The sequence below is a fragment of the Ideonella paludis genome (assembly GCF_018069865.1).
Lineage (GTDB): Bacteria > Pseudomonadota > Gammaproteobacteria > Burkholderiales > Burkholderiaceae_C > Ideonella > Ideonella paludis.
This window is the reverse complement of sequence record NZ_JAGQDG010000001.1, coordinates 599,263-615,068: the sequence shown is the minus strand read 5'-3', so window position 1 is coordinate 615,068 and position 15,806 is coordinate 599,263. Positions and strand designations below refer to the sequence as shown.

At 64.9% G+C, this 15,806-nt stretch carries 15 protein-coding genes; 12 read left to right on the top strand and 3 right to left on the bottom strand.

Annotation, left to right across the window (positions count from 1 at the left end; genetic code table 11):
* Positions 1-29 precede the first annotated feature (29 nt).
* From KAK11_RS02745 to KAK11_RS02690, 12 genes are all read left to right on the top strand, one after another.
* Entirely contained in the window at positions 30-725 is a 696-nt protein-coding gene (locus KAK11_RS02745) for a Bax inhibitor-1/YccA family protein (RefSeq protein ID WP_210805893.1), read from the top strand.
* Positions 726-727: 2 nt separating this feature from the next.
* A complete protein-coding gene (locus tag KAK11_RS02740) occupies positions 728-886 on the top strand; it encodes a hypothetical protein (RefSeq protein ID WP_210805891.1) in 159 nt (52 codons plus the stop codon).
* An 88-nt stretch (positions 887-974) separates the two neighbouring features.
* Positions 975-1,934: a sodium-dependent bicarbonate transport family permease gene (locus tag KAK11_RS02735; RefSeq protein ID WP_210805889.1), complete on the top strand. Its 960-nt coding sequence runs from the start codon at positions 975-977 to the stop codon at positions 1,932-1,934.
* Positions 1,935-2,084: 150 nt separating this feature from the next.
* Positions 2,085-2,594 (top strand): TRAP transporter small permease subunit, encoded by a 510-nt coding sequence (locus KAK11_RS02730; protein ID WP_210805887.1) that lies wholly within the window; start codon positions 2,085-2,087, stop codon positions 2,592-2,594.
* Positions 2,595-2,603: 9 nt separating this feature from the next.
* Positions 2,604-3,914: a TRAP transporter large permease gene (locus tag KAK11_RS02725; protein ID WP_210805885.1), complete on the top strand. Its 1,311-nt coding sequence runs from the start codon at positions 2,604-2,606 to the stop codon at positions 3,912-3,914.
* Positions 3,915-4,053: 139 nt separating this feature from the next.
* Positions 4,054-4,341 (top strand): BufA2 family periplasmic bufferin-type metallophore, encoded by a 288-nt coding sequence (bufA2, locus tag KAK11_RS02720; protein WP_210805883.1) that lies wholly within the window; start codon positions 4,054-4,056, stop codon positions 4,339-4,341.
* A gap of 67 nt (positions 4,342-4,408) precedes the next feature.
* On the top strand, positions 4,409-6,124 hold the full coding sequence (gene bufB / locus KAK11_RS22135; RefSeq protein ID WP_210805881.1) for an MNIO family bufferin maturase: 1,716 nt from the start codon (positions 4,409-4,411) through the stop codon (positions 6,122-6,124).
* Between the two features lie 83 nt (positions 6,125-6,207).
* A complete protein-coding gene (locus tag KAK11_RS02710) occupies positions 6,208-7,872 on the top strand; it encodes a T6SS phospholipase effector Tle1-like catalytic domain-containing protein (RefSeq protein ID WP_210805879.1) in 1,665 nt (554 codons plus the stop codon).
* A 49-nt stretch (positions 7,873-7,921) separates the two neighbouring features.
* Entirely contained in the window at positions 7,922-8,722 is an 801-nt protein-coding gene (locus tag KAK11_RS02705; protein ID WP_210805877.1) for a formate/nitrite transporter family protein, read from the top strand.
* 76 nt (positions 8,723-8,798) lie between these two features.
* Complete coding sequence (locus KAK11_RS02700; RefSeq protein WP_210805875.1) at positions 8,799-9,578, top strand: M15 family metallopeptidase; 780 nt, start codon at positions 8,799-8,801, stop codon at positions 9,576-9,578.
* A 27-nt stretch (positions 9,579-9,605) separates the two neighbouring features.
* Positions 9,606-10,448 (top strand): PA4780 family RIO1-like protein kinase, encoded by an 843-nt coding sequence (locus KAK11_RS02695; RefSeq protein WP_210806636.1) that lies wholly within the window; start codon positions 9,606-9,608, stop codon positions 10,446-10,448.
* Positions 10,449-10,486: 38 nt separating this feature from the next.
* On the top strand, positions 10,487-11,095 hold the full coding sequence (locus KAK11_RS02690; protein ID WP_210805873.1) for a DUF938 domain-containing protein: 609 nt from the start codon (positions 10,487-10,489) through the stop codon (positions 11,093-11,095).
* A gap of 27 nt (positions 11,096-11,122) precedes the next feature.
* On the opposite strand, the gene KAK11_RS02685 is transcribed toward KAK11_RS02690, so the two are convergent.
* The 3 genes from KAK11_RS02685 to KAK11_RS02675 all read right to left on the bottom strand — a co-directional run bounded on the left by KAK11_RS02685 (position 11,123) and on the right by KAK11_RS02675 (position 15,801).
* Positions 11,123-13,219, bottom strand: a complete 2,097-nt coding sequence (locus tag KAK11_RS02685; RefSeq protein WP_210805871.1) for a S9 family peptidase — start codon at positions 13,217-13,219, stop codon at positions 11,123-11,125.
* 73 nt (positions 13,220-13,292) lie between these two features.
* The gene (locus KAK11_RS02680) at positions 13,293-15,191 is read right to left on the bottom strand and encodes a M3 family oligoendopeptidase (RefSeq protein ID WP_210805869.1); all 1,899 of its coding nucleotides are present in this window, start codon (positions 15,189-15,191) and stop codon (positions 13,293-13,295) included.
* 109 nt (positions 15,192-15,300) lie between these two features.
* A complete protein-coding gene (locus KAK11_RS02675; RefSeq protein ID WP_210805867.1) occupies positions 15,301-15,801 on the bottom strand; it encodes a DUF2059 domain-containing protein in 501 nt (166 codons plus the stop codon).
* Positions 15,802-15,806: the final 5 nt, after the last annotated feature.

Below are 15,806 nucleotides of genomic sequence, written 5' to 3'. Positions count from 1 at the left end.
TTGAATGGCTCTTTTCAAGGAGGTGTGCCATGAGTGACCTGTCCTCGTCTTCCACCGCCACCCATGCGGGTGGTTTGGTCCTGGCGGATCGCCCGGATCATGCGGCATCAGTCAAGCGGGTGCTGCGCAATACCTATGCCCTGCTGTCCATGACCCTGCTGTTCAGCGCCGGTGTCGCGGGGCTGAGTGTGGCGCAGGGCTGGCCTGCGCCGGGCTTGCTGCTGTCCTTGGGCGGCATGTTCGGCCTGCTGTTCGCGGTGCACAAGCTCAAAGACAGCGGCTGGGGCCTGGTGGCCACCTTCGGCTTGACGGGCTTCATGGGCTACACCCTGGGCCCGGTGCTCAGCCACACCTTGGCGCTGCCCGGTGGCGCACAAACGGTTGTGATGGCCTTGGGCGTGACAGGCATCACCACCTTGGCCTTGTCGGCCTATGTGCTGACCACGCGCCGCGACTTCAGCGCGATGGGCGGCTTCTTGTTCGTGGGCATGATTGTGGCCTTGCTCTTAGGTCTCGCCGCCGCCTTCATGAACATCCCGGCTTTGGGCCTGGCGGTCTCGGGCATGGTGGCCTTGTTGTCGGTGGGCTTGATCCTGTTTGAGACCAGCCGCATCGTCAACGGTGGTGAAACCAACTATGTCTTGGCGACCATCGGCCTGTATGTGTCCATCTTCAACCTCTTCACCAGCCTGCTGGCCTTGTTCGGCATGGGTGGAGACGACTGAGCATGGGCTTCGACCTCTGGTGGGCAGGGCTTGCGGTGGCGGCGGCTGTGTTGACCGCCGCCGTCATCGAGTGGCGCCGCGGCGATCGGCGCGACGCTACCCTGCTGCTGGCCTTGGGCTCGGGTGGCGGCACCGCCAGCCTGTTCGGATGGCTGGCCTGAGCCTTGAACTGAACCCACGCAGCCTGCGGGCTGCAACTCTTGTGTCTTTTTCTCGGGGCTGCCCTCCAAAGGCAGCCCCTTTTCGCGCATGAACGCTTTGCTCGACCCCGCCATCCTGTTCTTTGTCTTTGGCATCGTGGCGGGCTTGCTGCGGTCTAACTTAGAGATCCCGGCGCCCATCGCCCGCTTTTTGTCGCTCTATTTGCTGATGGCGCTGGGCCTGAAGGGCGGCTTTGCCCTGGCCAAATCGGGCTTGACCGTCGATGTCGCCATGACCTTGGGCGCGGCCCTGTTGTTGGCCGTGCTGGTGCCGGCCATGGGCTATGTGCTGCTGCGCCGGTTCTTGAACAACTTTGACGCCGCCGCCGTGGCCGCGACCTATGGCTCGGTCAGTGCGGTGACCTTCATCACCGCCGTTCAAATGCTGGATGCGCAAGGCTTGCCTTACGGCGGGCACATGGCCGCTGCCATGGCCTTGATGGAGTCGCCGGCCATCGTGATGGCGGTGTTGCTGGCCAACAAGGCTCGGCGTGCCTCAGGGGGTGAGGGGCCACAGACCGGGGTGGGCAGCTTGCTGAGAGAGTCCTTGACGGATGGCGCCCAACTCTTGCTGATCGGTGCCATGGTGGTGGGCGTGCTGAGCGGTGAGGCGGGTCAACAGGCGATGCAGCCCTTCTCCGGCGATTTGTTCAAGGGCATGTTGGCCTTCTTCCTGCTGGACATGGGCTTGCAGGCGGCCCGCCACATGGGCTCACTCAAAGGCCAGCATCCGGGGGCCATGGCCTATGCCCTGCTGGCGCCTTTGGTTCATGCCAGCTTGGCTTTGGGCCTGGCATGGCTGATGGGCTTGCCCGTGGGCGATGGCGTCTTGCTGATGGCCTTGGCTGCCAGCGCCTCTTATATTGCCGTTCCTGCCGTCGTGCGCCATGCCATCCCTGAGGCCAACCCGGCCCTTTATTTCGGCATGTCGCTGGGCATGACCTTCCCCTTCAACATCCTGTTGGGTCTGCCGCTCTACATGACGGCCGCCAAAGCCGTGCTGGGCTGAGGCGGGTCTGGGCCCATGAGCTGGTGGGCGTCAAGCTGGGCAAAGATCACACCTGAGAGGCGGCGAAGCCACCCTTTCTCTCGTGAAGTCGTCAGGCAATGCATAAAAGCTGAAGTTGACGGGGCTCAAGCCTCGTAAACTGAGCGCTACATGCGACGTTTGCTTGATTTCCTCTATGAGGCGTCGGCTTGGTTGGCTGCACTGTGCATGGTGGGTACGCTTGCCATGGTGTTGGCCGGCTTGCTGAACCGGTTTAGGCCTCTGCCCTTTGGTGGGTTTGACGCCATGGCGGGCTATTTCGTGGCAGCAGCGGGCTTCCTGGCCTTGGCGCACACCTTGAAGCGCGGCGACCATGTGCGCGTCACCGTGCTGCTGCACTCGGTGGGTCCGCTGCAGCGCCGCATCCTCGAGGTGCTGTGCCTGACGGTGGCCCTGGGCCTGAGTGCTGTGTTGGCCGGGTATGCCATTGAGATGGCCTGGACCTCCTGGGTCAGCGGACGCGTTTCGCTGCAGCCCGACCGCACCGCGCTTTGGCTGCCCCAATCAGCCATGGCCTTGGGTGTAGGGGTGTTTTGCGTCGCCCTGTTCGATGAATGGTGCCGTGCCATTGACGCGCGCCCCGTTGAAGTGGTGTCCCACTTCGATTTGGATGAAGCCTGAAAGCACGCCATGAATGAGATTCTGGCCAGTGCCATGTTGATTCTTGTCCTGCTGACTTTGCTGGTCGGTGGCGTCTGGATCGGCTTGGCGCTGTCCGGCGTGGCTTGGCTGGGCCTGCAGCTCTTCACCGACCGGCCGGCGGGTGAGGTCATGACCTTGGCCATCTGGGGCTCGGCATCCTCCTGGACCTTGACGGCCCTGCCCTTGTTCATCTGGATGGGCGAGATTCTGGTGCGCACCAGCCTGCCGCGCGACACTTTGCGTGGCGTCGCGCCCTGGCTGGACCTGTTGCCCGGCCGGCTGCTGCACGTCAATGTGGTGGGCGCCACCTTGTTTGCCGCCCTGTCCAGCTCCAGCGCGGCCACCAGCACCTCGATTGGCAAGCGCACCTTGCCCGAGTTGGCCAAGCGCGGCTACCCCGACGCGGCCGCCGCCAACTCCTTGGCCGGTGCCGGCACCTTGGGCTTGTTGATTCCGCCGTCGCTGATCATGGTGGTCTATGCCCTGGCGGCCGATGTCCCCGTCGACCAGCTTTTCGCCGCTGGCTTGCTGCCCGGCCTGCTGGTGGCGGGCCTGACCATGGCCTATTTGGTGATCTGGTCGGTCCTGAATGCCGACCTGATGCCACGGTTTGACGCCCGCTCCAGCTTGGCTGACAAGCTGGCTTCCTTGTTGGACCTCTTTCCCGTGCTCTTGCTCATTGCCATCGTATTGGGCTCGCTCTACACCGGCTGGGCCCGGCCGGCGGAGGCCGCTGCGATGGGCGTGGTGGGCGCACTCATCGTCTCTGCCGCCTTGGGCTCCCTGACCTGGGTGAACTTCCGCGACGCGCTGATGAGCGCCACACGGCTTTACTGCATGCTGGCACTGCTGGTGGCCGGTGCCGCCTTCTTGGCCATGGCGCTGGCCGAGGTCGGCGTGCCGCAATTGCTGGTGCAGTGGGTCAGTGGCCTGCACCTGCACAGCTTTGTGCTGCTGTTGGTGTTGATGCTGTTTTACTTGGCCTTGGGCAGCGTGCTCGATGGGGTCTCTGCCGTGCTGCTCACCATGGGCTTGGTCATGCCAGTGGTCCGCGCAGCTGGCATCGACCCAGTGTGGTTCGGCGTGTTTCTGATCTTGGTGGTCGAGATGGCCCAGATCACGCCGCCGGCCGGTTTCAACCTTTTCATGTTGCAGGCGCTCACGGGCCGACCCATGAGCTGGGTGGTGCGCACCACCGGCCCCATGCTCTTCTTGCTGGTGCTGGTGGCGGGCTTGCTCTATGCCTTCCCTGCCATCGTCACATGGCTGCCTCAGCAGATGATGGCGGCTCGAACCTGAGCCTGGCGGGCCTCCGCTCAACGCCCCTTAAAAAATTTTGAGCGGGTGGTGTAAGGACCGGGCTGCAAGCCCGACAGACAGTGGTCCGCAGCACACTTTGGCTGCAGATCAACCACTGACAACCTTGGAGATCCTCACCATGAACGCAACGTCCATCAAGTCCGCATCCTCTTTCCTGCTGGCCGCCAGCGCCCTGGCGTTGGCCACGGCTGCTGGCGCCGCTGACGCCCCCAAGGGCTCGGCCGGCAAGGCTGTGGCGGCTAACGACAAAGTGCACTGCTACAACGTGCACGACTGCAAAGGCAACAGCGACTGCAAGACCGCTGAGCACAGCTGCAAGGGCCAGAACGCCTGCAAGGGCCACGGCTTCAAGGGCATGACCGCCAAGGCCTGCCTGGACAAGAACGGCACCATTGGCGACCTGTAATCAGCGAAGGCCCGCGCCACACGGCCCGGGCCTTGCGTGACGCCCCGTCCACTGCGCGCTGCCTGCCATGTTTGAATCTCTCGCTACCCTGGCCGCGTCAGCGCGCCGCTCACCCGGCTTTGGCCTGGGCTTACGGACCCCGCACTATGCGGACTTCCAGGCGGGTCGCCAAGCGGTCGACTGGCTGGAGGTCATCACTGACAATTTTTTGGTCGATGGCGGCAAGCCGCTGGTGATGCTGGAGCGCTTTCGCCGCGACTATCCCATCGCCCTGCATGGCGTGGCCATGTCCATCGGTTCTGCCAAAGGCTTGAGTTCGCGTTATCTCAAGCGCGTCAAGGCCCTGGCCGACCGCATCGAGCCGCTTTGGGTGTCAGACCATCTGTGCTGGACAGGCCCCAGCGGCCAGCCCTTGCACGACCTCTATCCCCTGCCTTACACCGAAGAGTGCGCTCGCTTGTTGGTCTCGCACATCCGCCAAGCGCAAGACGTGCTGGAGCGCCGCTTGGTGGTCGAGAACGTGTCGAGCTATTTGCGCTACAGCGCTTCGGGCGTCACCGAGTGGGACTTCCTGGCCCATGTGGCCCAAGAGGCGGATTGCGAGCTGCTGGTCGATGTCAACAACATCTACGTCAGCAGCGTCAACCACGGCTTTGACCCGCTGACTTATCTGCGCGCCATGCCGGTGGACCGCGTGCGCCAGATCCACCTGGCCGGCCACTCGATGAATGGCGACTTCATCATCGACACCCACGACCACCCGGTCTGCCCCGAAGTCTGGGCGCTCTATGCCCAAGCCTGCGAGATCTTTGGCCCCACCGCCACCATGATCGAACGCGATGACGACATCCCGCCCTTGCCTGAGCTGCTGGCCGAGCTGGGGCAAGCGCGTGAGGTGGCTGAGCGCCACGGCGCCGCACCACGCCCTGCTGCCGCGGCCGTCAGGCCGGCCAGCACCACCGTGGTGACGGCACCCCATGTGCCGCCTCTGCGCTGGCCCGCGGCACCTGAGTCTGAGCTGCCTTTGGACGGCACCCAACACCTGGTCGCCGGCATCGTCTTGCAAGGCGTGCCGGAGCAAGCCCCCGCAGCCGTCGATGCCCCCGGGCCGCTGCCGGCGCGGCGCGGCCTGGAGATCTATCACCATGCCTACCGCGCCCGCTTGCAAGAGGTGCTGGCCGACAGCTTTGCCAAGACCCGGCTGTATGTGGGCAGCGACTACTTTGACGAGCTGACCCTGGCCTACGTCGAGCAGCACCCACCCAGCGGGGCTCATTTAGGGCGTTACGGGCATCGCTTTGCCCACCATCTGCAGCAGCGCCATCCGGACCACCCCGTGTTGCGCGAGCTGGCCGAGTTGGAATGGGCTTTGCGCTCCGTCTTCGATGCCGCCGACCACGCTGCGTGGGACTTGCCGCGCGTGCAGCAACACGGTGCAGAGGCTTGCTTGAACCAATGGCCGGTGCTGCACCCCACGGTGCAGTTCTTGAGCCAGCAGACCAATGCCTTGGCCCTCTGGAAGGCCATTGAGGCGGACGAGGATGTGCCTGAGGTCGTGACCCGTGAGGCCCCCGCCAGCGTGCTGGTGTGGCGGCGCGGGCTGCAGCCGCACTTCAGCACGGTGAGCCTGGAGGAGGCCGGTTTTTTGTGGGACCTGACGCAGCCCGGCCACAGCATTGCGGCAGTGGCCGAGCAGCACCTGCAGGCCGAGCGTTTGAGTGACCCTTCGGCATTGGGCACTTGGTTGCATCAATGGTGGGAAAACGAGCTGCTCCGCATCTGAAGGGGGCGCGGCCCCCACAACAAGGGATGCGGCTGCAGCCCTGATGCAGTACAAAGCGCGCAGACTTTTGCAAGGTGTGCCTCATGTCTGCCTCCCACCCGCGCCAACTCATTGTGCTGTGCGATGGCACCAACAACAACCTGACGGGCGGCCGTGAAGACACCCACGTGGTGCGCCTGGCGGAGCTGCTGCATGCCCACCCGGACCCCGCGCGCTTGGTGTTCTACGACCCAGGCGTTGGCAACCCTGGCGAGCTGCCCGGTGCGACCTGGTGGGATGGTGCCAAGCACTTTGCTGAGCGCGTGGCGGGCTTGGCCTTCGGCCGCGGCGTCTATGAAAACATTGCCGAGTGCTACAGCTTCTTGATGCAGCACTGGCAGCCGGGCGACCAGCTCTTCATCTTTGGCTTTTCACGCGGGGCCTTCACCGCGCGCAGCGTGGCCGGCTTGATCAACCAGTTTGGCCTGCTCGATTCCCACATGGGCTCCATGGTGCCCACCCTGGTGCACCTCTACTTTGCGGACCGGGGCGCGATGGATGCTCAGCGCCAAGCCATCTCCGAGCAAGCTCGCCGCTTGTTCACCAGCGCCGACAGCCGCTCGGTGGACATCCAGTTTGTGGGTGTGTGGGATACCGTGGCCAGTGTGGGCTTTGGGCCTTTCTCGGCCCAGTTCACCGCCGCACCCACCGTGGCGGACAAGGCCTTTATCCATGTCCGCCAGGCCTTGGCGCTGGACGAGCAACGCGCCCAATTCTTGCCGCGCCCCTATGCGGCGCCGAATGGGCCCCACCTCAGCCGCAGTGGCCGCGAGGGCAGCCTGGTGCAGCTTTGGTTCCGGGGGGATCACAGCGATGTGGGTGGCGGTCATCGGCGCGACGAGGCCGGGCTGGCCCGCTGGCCCTTGGCTTGGGTCACCAGCGAAGCCGTGCAATGCGGCCTGCGTTTGAGGGGCCCTGAAGGCTTGATGCTGAGTGAGGCCCAGGTGCTGCAAGCGGCTGCGGCCTTGCCGGGGGCCGTGCCCGACACCGCCTCTGGCCTGGTGCACAGCCGCACCCGCAGCACGCCTTGGTGGGCACTGAGTGGCCTGGCCGTGCGCGACCCGGCTCGCGTGGTGCTGGAAGGCGCCCCCGACCCACGCATCCAAGCCCAGGCTCACCCCAGCGTTGCGGCCTTGGGTGCACAGTGGCCGCAGGCCAGTGTCTGGGGCCAGCGCTCGGCTTGGTCCTGGCCTCTGCCCGTGGCAGGCCTGCTCATGATGCTCATTCCCTGGGCCATGGCCGCGGTGCTGGCACCTGGAGCGCCCGTGCTCTGGGCCGGCTTGGGCCAAGTGGCCGCTTTGGCGGCGTGGCAGTTGCAAGCGTGGATGGGCGCCGCCTTGCCCGCAGGCATCAGCCCCAGCGCGGTGCAAAAGGCTTTGGCGCTGGACCTGCTGTTCATCGCCGCCTACGCAACGGTGCTGGCGGCCTGGGCCGTGGCCGCCTTTGCGCGCGTCGCACGTCTGCGCCAGGTGGGGCAGCGGCCTTCGCCCCTGCTGCAAAAGCTGGGCTGGGCTTTGCCTGTGGCGGTGGCGGCGGACTTGGCTGAAGATGCGGTGACCCTGGCCTGGCTGTGCTGGCCCACCGAGGGCTTGGCCGCCGTGAAGCTGCTGTTGGCAGTGGCCATGGCCTTGTGCGCGGCGCTCAAGTGCTTGGGGCTGACGGGGGTGCTGGCCTTGCTGGTCTGGGGCCGGGTGGCCAGGGCCCACTGAGCCGTGTTGGGCTTACAGTGAGTGCTTTCACGCCCAGCGCCCTCCAACCATGACCAACCCCTTTGGCTTTGACGCCTACGCCCCCAAAGACATTGCCGCGCGCGTGAGCGATGTGGGCGTGACCAAGGCGCGTCTGCCCTTGTTGACCCAGGCGCTGCTGGGTGTCCTCGCCGGCGCTTTCATTGGCCTGGGCGCCCTGATGTTCAGCCTGGTGGCCAGCGATGCGATGCAGGGATTTGCGGCCTCCCGCCTTTTGGCAGGTTTGGCGTTTTCGCTGGGGCTGATCTTGGTCAGCGTGGCGGGGGCCGAGCTCTTCACCGGCAACAACTTGCTGGCCATGGCTTGGGCGGGGCGGCGCATCAGCACGGGTGAGCTGCTGCGCAACTGGGCGGTGGTGGGCTTGGCCAATGCGGTGGGTGCAGCGGGCTTGGCCCTGCTGGTGTGGCTGTCGGGCCATGGGGGGCTGAACCAAGGCGCGGTGGGCGAGACGGTGCAGCGCATCGCCCAGGCCAAGGCCGATCTGCCCTGGGACGTGGCCTTCTTTCGGGGCGTGTTGTGCAATGTGCTGGTGTGCATGGCGGTTTGGATGGCCATGGCCGGGCACAGCGTGGTCGACAAGGTGGTGGCCATCGTTTTCCCCGTCACGGCCTTTGTGGCGGCGGGCTTTGAACACTCGATTGCCAATCTGTACTTCTTCCCCTTGGCCTGGCTGCTGGGTGCACCCTTGAGCTTGGGCGACATGCTGGGCAATCTCGTGCCGGTCATCGCCGGTAACCTGGTGGGTGGTAGCGTGTTGGTGGCCGGGGTGTATTGGTGCATCTACTTGCGCGGGGTTGATGCTGGGGGGTAGCGCCCACCATATGGGGGATGCGGCCGGCGCGGCCAGTGGCTAGAGTCAAGCCCAACCAAGCACGCAGGGGGTCACCATGTTGCCTTTACTCAAGCTAGGCTCCACCGGCCCATTGGTGGTGCAGTGGCAAGTGTTTTTGCGCGGCCAAGGCTGGTTGGTGAACGACACCGGCCACTTCGATGCGGCTACTCGGGACGCGACGCTGGGCTTTCAAAAGCGCCACAAGCTGGACGCCGACGGCCTGGTGGGCAACCAGACCTACGGCAAAGCGGCCCTGCTGGGCTTTGAGCTGACCGACTACAGCCAACATGAGCCTGTCTTCCCCGCCTTGCCAGACTTCTCGCCCTTGGCCAGCAACAGCGAGCGTCAGGCCGTCTTCGGCCCGCTGGCGTTTGTGCCCGCCCCCACCGCCAGCAACCCCGAGGCCATTCGCATCACCAACGATTGGGAGGCGAGCCAGCTCACCACCGTGGTGATTCCCCAGCTCATGGGCATCACCGGCGGGCCCAGCAGCGGCAAGGTGCGCCTGCACCGCAAGGTGGCGGGCCAGGTGCAGGCGCTGTGGCAGGCTTGGGAAGACCGTGGCTTGCTCCACCATGTCCTCAGCTATGGCGGGGCTTGGAACGCGCGCTTCATTCGCGGCGGGGCGGACCGGCAGATCCTCTCCAACCATGCCTTTGCCACCGCCTTTGACATCAATGTGGCGTGGAACCCCTTGGGTGCCCAGCCCGCGACCGGGGGCCAGAAGGGCTGCGTCTATGCCCTGGTGCCGGTGGCCCATGAGTTTGGCCTCTACTGGGGTGGCCACTTCACCCGGCGCGATGGCATGCATTTCGAGGTCGCCAAGATCTTGTGAAGGCGCAGGCGGCGTACCATGCCGCCGATGAAAGCACCCAAGCGACTGCAAGCGCTGATCGAAGAAGGCCTCATCGACAGCGTGGTCCGCCAGCTGATGAGCGGCAAAGAAGCCCAGGTCTTTGTGGTGCGCCAAGGCGAGGACACCTTCTGCGCCAAGATCTACAAAGAAGCCACCCACCGCAGCTTCCGGCAAGCGGTGGACTACACCGAGAACCGCAAGGTCAAGAACAGCCGCCAGGCCCGCGCCATGGCCAAGGGCACGCGCTTTGGCCGCCAAGCCCAAGAAGAGGCCTGGCAAAGCGCCGAGGTCGATGCGCTCTACCGCCTGGCCGCGGCTGGGGTGCGGGTGCCCAAGCCGCTGAACTTTTATGAAGGCGTGCTGCTGATGGAGCTGGTGGCTGACGAGGCGGGCGACGCCGCCCCGCGCCTGAACGATGTGGTCTTCAGCGCCGACCAGGCCCGCCAACACCACGCCACACTGCTGGCCGAGGTGGTGCGCATGCTGTGCGCGGGCGTGGTGCACGGCGACTTGAGCGAGTTCAACATCCTGCTTGCTGCCGATGGCCCCGTCATCATCGACCTGCCGCAGGCGGTGGACGCTGCTGGCAACAACCACGCCGCTCGCATGCTGCTGCGCGATGTCGACAATCTGCGCAGCTTTTTTGGCCGCTTCTGCCCCGCCCTGCTGCCCACGGCTTATGGGCCAGAGATCTGGCATCTCTACACCAAAGGCATGCTCAGCCAAGACACGCCCCTGACCGGCCGCTTTGTGCCCGATGCCCACAGCGTGGACCTGCAAGCCGTGCTGCGTGAAATTGAAGACACGCGGCTGGAGGAGCAGGACCGCCGCCTGCGCATGGGCCTGTGATGCCGCTTCACAATCATCCGGGTCTTTACATCATCGCCATGAACCAACCTGCCGACCTGCCCTTCAGCCCCGCCGCGGACCGCAACAAACAGCCCATCTTGGAGCGGCTGCAGGCCCTGCTGTCGGCCCAAGCCCAGGTGCTGGAAGTGGCCAGCGGCACCGGCCAGCACGCGGCTCACTTTGCGGCGGCCCAGCCGGGCTGGCAGTGGCAGCCCACCGACTATTCCCCCGAGTCCCTGCCGGCCATCGCCGCACGCTGCGCCCCATGGCCCCAAGTGCGCCCGCCCATGCGCTTGGATGTGTTGCAGCAGCCCTGGCCTTTTGAACCGCAGACCTTCGACGCGCTCTACTGCGCCAATATGCTGCACATCTCACCCTGGGCCACCTGCGCGGGCCTGATGCAGGGCGCTGCGGCCCATCTGCGTGAACAGGGCCTGCTGCTGATCTATGGGCCTTATGTGGTGGAGGGTGAGCCCACCGCGCCGGGCAATGTGGCCTTTGATGCCGAGCTGCGCGCGCGCAACCCGCAGTGGGGCTTGCGCACACTGGCGGCGGTGTGCGCTGAAGCCCGGGCCGTGGGCCTGCACCTGCAAGCCCGCCAGGCCATGCCGGCCAACAACCTCTTGCTCGTGTTTCAACGGACCTGAGTGAGGTTTGGCGGCCGCCGCCGAGCTTTACTTCAAGTGCTTGGCCAAAAAGGCTTCGAGCCGCTGCGCCCAGTCCACTCGGTTCTCCAGCTTGCGCAAGCCATGGCCTTCGCCGTCGTAAACCACCCACTCCGGTTCAAGCCCAGCCTTGCGCATTTCACTGCGCAGCCGATGACCATGCGTGAGGGGCACCCGGAGGTCTTCGGCACCCCACACCAACTGCAAGGGCGCTTTGAGCCGATCGGCGTGTGTCACCGGCGACTGGGCCACGAGCATGGCTTGGTCCTTCTCTGGGTCCCCCACACGTTCAGGCAGCAGATGTTGACGCCCGATATCGGAGACATCATCGGTCACCCACCAACTGCCTTTGACAAACAGCATCAGGTCCGTCACCGCAAACCATGCTGAGGCGCACCGGAAAAGCTCCGGCGTTTTGATCAGCCCCATCAAGCTGCTGTAGCCACCGTAGCTCCCACCGGCAATGCAGGCTTTGTCATTGGCGATGCCTTGTTGACGCGCCCACAGCAGCGCATCACTCACATCGTCCTGCATGGCTTGGCCCCATTGCCGGTTGCCCGCCTCGAGGTGCTCCTGGCCGTAACCTGCGCTGCCGCGAAACTCCGGCTCGATGACAAGGTAGCCCCTGGAGGCCAAAAACTGAGCCATGGCTTGCCACTTCAGTGCACCTTGACGGACCCAGGGGCCGCCATGCACCAGCACCACAGCGGGCAAGGCTTGCTGGGGTGTGGTGTTCGCAGGTCGGGTCAGCCAGACGGGGATTTGACGGCCATCCCGCGCCTTGATGCGTTCGAACTCCACCGTCGCCATGCGCGCGGGGTCGATACCGGGCTGCTGATTGGCCACCAGGGTCTGCCACCGCTTTTGACCCGAGTTGGTGTCGGAGGTACGCAGCAGCCATTGGCCGGGGTGGGTGTCAGACCATGACTTCACCAACACCACCGCATCGGGCGCTGTGCAACGTCGGCATTGGATGCGGTTGATACGGCCAGGCAACGCGCGGTCAACCTCCGCTTGCAGAGTCTTGTAGGCTGGGTCTTGCCACACGGTGGTTTCACCGTCCGCGTTGACCCTCACCCCCAGGCTTCTTTGGCCGTCTTCACTGATGATCAACTGGCCCTCGAAGTCAAAGCCTGGCACCGTCACCAGCGGCGCAGCGGGGCGGCCCGCTGCAAAGTCGTAAGGCGACACCACCTGCTCACCGGACTCGGCCGAGGTGTGAGCCACAAACAGCGTGTCACCGGTGCCCACCCAAATGGGCTTGAAGGGCAAGGCATGAGTAGGTGCTTCGCTCAGTTTGACCCAGCGGCCTTCGTGGCCGTCTCGGGGTTCGTGGAACCAGTGCAGCGTGTCGCGCCCCCCTTTGCGGCTCAGCGCCATCTTGGCCACGTTGTTGGGTGCAAACCACCAGCGGATCACCCGCTCCGAAAGCCCCGCCACCTTCAGCGCCCGCGTTCGACGCGTGTGGGTGTTGACCCAGAGGGGTTGCAGGTCCACCAAGTCATTGCCCTCAAACGTCATCTCACCGACGATGACCTCGGGTGCGCCGGCCTCGCCGCCTGTGGACGAGCCCGGCAGCGGCACGTGCAACAGCATGTGGTTCCAGGTCAGGCTAAGCAGTGGGCGGCCGTCCGTGATCGAAGGGCGCCAGCGGCGCTCCACCAGCTTGCGATCGTCGCGTCCATCAAACTGTGCCGAAAACAGCCCCGGTGCATCACGTCGGTCCGCTCCGCTGCCAGATTGAAGGTCGTAGACGTCGTAGATCAGGCGGCTGCTGGTGACCCACTGAAAATTCCGGATGTCAGCGTCCGCAAAGTGGGCGACCTTTTTGACATCATCGACGCTCTGGTTCAGATCGATGGTGAACAGGCCGACGCGCCCTCCGGCTTGGTGGGTAAAGGCCAAATAACGGCCATCGGGCGATAGGTCCGCCTTGTTGATGGCGGGTGGCCTGAAAAACGCCTCTGCAGGGATTGGCTGGGCTGCCAGGGCCACCACCGGTAAGCTGAGCATGCAGCCTGCCATGGCCCAACGAACCACGGACAGCGTGGCTCTCGCCCACCAGCGCGCGCGCAACAGCTCGCTCTGAGTCCTGTGCTGAATCATGTGTCCTCCTCTGACCTCTGGACTGTGTGGTTCAGTGAGCGCCTGGGCTGTGCGGGTGGCCCAGTGCGCGGGCTCAGCGCGTCGCCAGTAGCCGCTCCATCTCATCCATGGTGGCGCTCATGCGCGCCAGCAGGGCTTGATAGGGTGCGGGGCTGGCCAGGTCTACGCCGGCGTCGCGCAACAGCTCATAAGGCGGTTTGGCGCCGCCCGCGCGCAGCACGCCCAGGTACTTGTCACGCAGGCCGGGCTGGCCCTTGAGCAGTTCTTGCCCAAAGTAGGACGAGGCCGTCATGGAGGTGGCGTACTGGTAGACGTAGAAGGGGTTGAAGAAGTGCGGGATGTAGGCCCACTCGGTGCAGTAGGCGGGGTCGATCTGCATCACGCCTTGGTCGGCACCGTGGTACTTGCGCAGCAGGCTGCAGTAGAGGGCCGTCAGCTTCTTGCCGCCCAGGGCTTCGCCGCGCTCCAGCGCGTCGTGGGCGGCGAGTTCAAACTCGGCAAACATGGTCTGCCGAAAGAAGGTGCCGCGCATCTCTTCGAGCGCATGGCCCAGGTAGAACAGCTTCTCTTCACGCGTCTTGGCCTGGGCCTTGACCATCTCGGAGAGCAGCACCTCATTGGTGATGGAGGCCACCTCGGCGGTGAACAACGAGTAGCCCGCGGTCTCTGGGGGCTGGGCTTCATCCGCCAACATGCTGTGCACGCCGTGGCCCCATTCGTGGGCCAAGGTGCTGGCGCTGTTGAAGGTGTTGTGGTGGTTCAAAAAGACGTAGGGCGTCATGCGATAGACGCCGGTCTTGTAGGCGCCAGAGGATTTGCCTGGTGCTGGGAATACATGCATGCTGCGCGCGCTCAAACCCGCCTTCAAGTGGCGTTGATAGTCGGGGCCTAGCACTTGCGTGGCTTCGGTGGTGAGGCGGGCGGACTCTTCCGGGCTGAAGCGTTTGTCCAGCTTCACCAGGTCCGGGTAGATGTCGTGGTAATGCAGGTCGGGCAGGCCCAGCATGCGCTGGCGCAGCTTGAAGTAGCGGTGCAGCACCGGCAAGCCGGCATTGGCCTGGGCCACCAAGGTGCGCACCACGGCCTCAGGGATCTGGTGGGTCGAGAGATTGGCGCTGATGGCGTTCTTGTGCTGGCGCAGCTTGGCCTCGATGGTGCCGGCCTGCATGCGGCTGCTCAGCAGTTGGCCCAAGCTGCCTTCAAACTGGCCCAACTGGCCATAAAAGGCTTTGAAGACCTGCTCGCGCACGGCACGGTCGGGGTGCTCGCGCAGCGGGCCGTAGCTGGTGGGGTTGACCTCTTGGGGCTTGCCGTCAATGGTGACGCTGGGCCAGCGGATGTCTGAGGTCATCAACAAAGTGCGGGCCTGCACGGCGGCGCGGGAGACGGGGCTCATCGCGCCCAGTGCGGCTTCTGTCTCGGCGCTCAGGGTGTGGCGGGCTTGGCGCAAGGTGTTGCGCAGGTTGACCGCATGCGGGGCCAGCCGAGGCTCGGTCGCCAGCATGGCCTCAACCTTGGCGGCGCCCAGGGCCTGAATCTCCGGCGCCAGCCACGCGCCGGCGGCGGCGGCCTGGCCAAAGACGGCGCGGATCAAATTGCCACGCTCCTGATATTGAGCGTTACGATTGTCGGTGCTCTGCTGGGTTGAGGCATAGACGCCCAGGCGGCTCAAGCGCAGCCGCAAGGCTGATTGCGCCTGCAAGGCCGTGAGCAAAGCCGCCGCATCACCCGTTGCCACCGTACCCTTGAGCGCCTGCATTTTGGGCAACTCGGCCACCACCGCTTGCCGCTCGGCCTCCCACGCTGCCGGTGTGGCAAACAGCGGCGTCAAGTCCCAGACATAGCGTTCATCGGCGGGCGCTGCGGCGGCGCTCTGGGTGGCTTGGGCCTGCGCCAGCGGGCTGGCCAGGGCGGCCAGCGCGGCGACGGCCAAGAGGGTGGGGGTGCAAAAGCGTGTCAGCGGGGTGGGCATGGCGGCGATCCTTGTGAGCCTTGTGAGCAAGGCGTGAAGGATAGCTGCCCCCAGATGCGCCGCAAGGCCTTGGGGCCTATCGAAATCCCGCTGATAGACCCGCGTGCGGTTACTTCGCGGCCTTGGCCTCTTCGATGGCCTGCATCATGGTCGCCCTCATTTTGGGCAGGATGGCTTGCAGCATGGATTGCGACAACTGCATCGACTTCTGCATCACCACGGGCATCTTGTTGATCAAGGCTTGGCCACCCCGGCTCTTGTAGAACACGAGCAGGTCATCCACGTCTTCCTGCTCCAAGGACTCCATGTAGATCTTGATCATCTGGGGCTTCATCGTGGCCCACGAATACTCTTGCCGGAACAAGGCTACCAACTTAGCCGGCAAGGCCTCCATCACGCGCTGTTGCTCGGCGGTCAGTTTCTCGCCTTGCGTCGCCTGCCGCATGGACTGGGCGATCATTTGGTCGAGATTGGCGTAGACCGAATCGATCATGCTCTCGGACTTGGTGACGACCAGCAGTTCCTCGACGGAGGCTTGGCTGGCTGGCGCGGCATGGCAGTTGAGGGCCAGCATCAAGCTGGTGAGGGCAAGGCTCAGTGTCTTCTTCATGGGTT

Excerpts from the sequence above, each read along its gene's own strand:
- KAK11_RS02745 (WP_210805893.1), top strand. The coding sequence starts at position 30 with ATGAGTGACCTGTCCTCGTCTTCCACCGCCACCCATGCGGGTGGTTTG.
- KAK11_RS02740 (WP_210805891.1), top strand. The coding sequence starts at position 728 with ATGGGCTTCGACCTCTGGTGGGCAGGGCTTGCGGTGGCGGCGGCTGTG.
- KAK11_RS02735 (WP_210805889.1), top strand. The coding sequence starts at position 975 with ATGAACGCTTTGCTCGACCCCGCCATCCTGTTCTTTGTCTTTGGCATC.
- KAK11_RS02730 (WP_210805887.1), top strand. The coding sequence starts at position 2,085 with ATGCGACGTTTGCTTGATTTCCTCTATGAGGCGTCGGCTTGGTTGGCT.
- KAK11_RS02725 (WP_210805885.1), top strand. The coding sequence starts at position 2,604 with ATGAATGAGATTCTGGCCAGTGCCATGTTGATTCTTGTCCTGCTGACT.
- bufA2 (WP_210805883.1), top strand. The coding sequence starts at position 4,054 with ATGAACGCAACGTCCATCAAGTCCGCATCCTCTTTCCTGCTGGCCGCC.
- bufB (WP_210805881.1), top strand. The coding sequence starts at position 4,409 with ATGTTTGAATCTCTCGCTACCCTGGCCGCGTCAGCGCGCCGCTCACCC.
- KAK11_RS02710 (WP_210805879.1), top strand. The coding sequence starts at position 6,208 with ATGTCTGCCTCCCACCCGCGCCAACTCATTGTGCTGTGCGATGGCACC.
- KAK11_RS02705 (WP_210805877.1), top strand. The coding sequence starts at position 7,922 with ATGACCAACCCCTTTGGCTTTGACGCCTACGCCCCCAAAGACATTGCC.
- KAK11_RS02700 (WP_210805875.1), top strand. The coding sequence starts at position 8,799 with ATGTTGCCTTTACTCAAGCTAGGCTCCACCGGCCCATTGGTGGTGCAG.
- KAK11_RS02695 (WP_210806636.1), top strand. The coding sequence starts at position 9,606 with ATGAAAGCACCCAAGCGACTGCAAGCGCTGATCGAAGAAGGCCTCATC.
- KAK11_RS02690 (WP_210805873.1), top strand. The coding sequence starts at position 10,487 with ATGAACCAACCTGCCGACCTGCCCTTCAGCCCCGCCGCGGACCGCAAC.
- KAK11_RS02685 (WP_210805871.1), bottom strand. The coding sequence starts at position 13,219 with ATGATTCAGCACAGGACTCAGAGCGAGCTGTTGCGCGCGCGCTGGTGG.
- KAK11_RS02680 (WP_210805869.1), bottom strand. The coding sequence starts at position 15,191 with ATGCCCACCCCGCTGACACGCTTTTGCACCCCCACCCTCTTGGCCGTC.
- KAK11_RS02675 (WP_210805867.1), bottom strand. The coding sequence starts at position 15,801 with ATGAAGAAGACACTGAGCCTTGCCCTCACCAGCTTGATGCTGGCCCTC.